The organism is Nostocoides japonicum T1-X7, from assembly GCF_001046855.1.
Lineage (GTDB): Bacteria > Actinomycetota > Actinomycetes > Actinomycetales > Dermatophilaceae > Nostocoides > Nostocoides japonicum.
The window spans coordinates 4,785,643-4,786,980 of record NZ_HF570958.1; the positions used below are offsets into that span (position 1 = coordinate 4,785,643).

At 73.5% G+C, this 1,338-nt stretch carries 2 protein-coding genes; both read left to right on the forward strand.

Annotated features, from left to right (window positions below):
• The coding region (locus BN12_RS21740; protein WP_048555631.1) for a 2-oxo acid dehydrogenase subunit E2 at nt 1-782 on the forward strand (782 nt) is incomplete at its 5' end.
• 1 nt (nt 783) lies between these two features.
• The coding region (locus tag BN12_RS21745; protein WP_048555632.1) for an NAD-dependent epimerase/dehydratase family protein at nt 784-1,338 on the forward strand (555 nt) is incomplete at its 3' end.

Below are 1,338 nucleotides of genomic sequence, written 5' to 3' on the forward strand. Positions count from 1 at the left end.
CACCCGCCGCGTCCGCGCCGTCGGCTCCCGCGGCTCCGTCCGCCCCCGCTGCGGCGCCCGACGCCCGCCGCGGGACGACGGAGAAGATGTCGCGGCTGCGCCAGACGATCGCCAAGCGGATGGTGGAGAGCCTCCAGGTCTCCGCCCAGCTGACGACGGTCGTCGAGGTCGACGTCACGAAGATCGCCCGGCTGCGGGCCCGAGCCAAGGGCGAGTTCGAGCGGCGCGAGGGCGTGAAGCTGAGCTTCCTGCCGTTCTTCGCCCTCGCGACCGTCGAGGCGCTCAAGGCGCACCCCGTCGTCAACGCGAGCGTCGAGGACACTCAGATCACCTATCACGGCGCCGAGCACCTCGGCATCGCCGTCGACACCGAGCGGGGGCTCCTCGTCCCCGTCATCCGGGAAGCGGGCGACCTCAACATCGCCGGCCTCTCCCGCAAGATCGCCGACCTCGCCGAGCGGACGCGGACGAACAAGATCACCCCCGACGAGCTCGGCGGCGGCACGTTCACCCTGACGAACACCGGGTCCCGGGGGGCCCTCTTCGACACGCCGATCATCAACCAGCCCCAGGTCGCGATCCTCGGCACCGGCGCGGTCGTCAAGCGTCCGGTCGTCGTGAGCGACGGCGAGGGCGGGGAGACGATCGCCATCCGCTCGATGGCCTACCTCGCCCTGTCCTACGACCATCGCATCGTCGACGGCGCCGACGCGGCACGGTTCCTCACGACGGTCAAGACGCGGCTCGAGGAAGGGGCGTTCGAGGCGCAGCTGGGCCTGTGACGTGGCGACCGTCGTCGTCACCGGGTCGTCGGGCTTCATCGGCGAGGCTCTCGTCGGGCACCTGACGACCCGGGGCGACACGGTCATCCGTCTCGTCCGCCGGGAGCCCGCCGCGCCCGGCGAAGTCCGTTGGGATCCTGCGTCCCGCCGGCTCGACCCGTCCGTCCTCGACGGCGTCGACGCCGTCGTCAACCTCGCCGGGGCCGGCATCGGCGACAAGCGGTGGACCCCCGCATACCGACGCGAGATCATCTCCAGCCGCGTCGACGCGACCCACGCGGTCGCGACGGCCGTCGCGGAGGCCGGCGGGACGACCCGGCTCGTCAGCGGTAGCGCGATCGGCTACTACGGCAACCGCGGCGAGGAGGAGCTGACCGAGGACAGCCCGCCCGGCGAGGGCTTCACGACCGAGGTCGTCCGGGCGTGGGAGGCCTCGACGGCTCCGGCGGCGCAGGCCGGGGCCTCCGTGGCCTTCGCCCGCTCCGGGATCGTCATCGGGCCCGGCGGCGGCGCGATGGCCCGGATGCTGCCGCTCGCCCGGCTCGGCCTCGGCGGG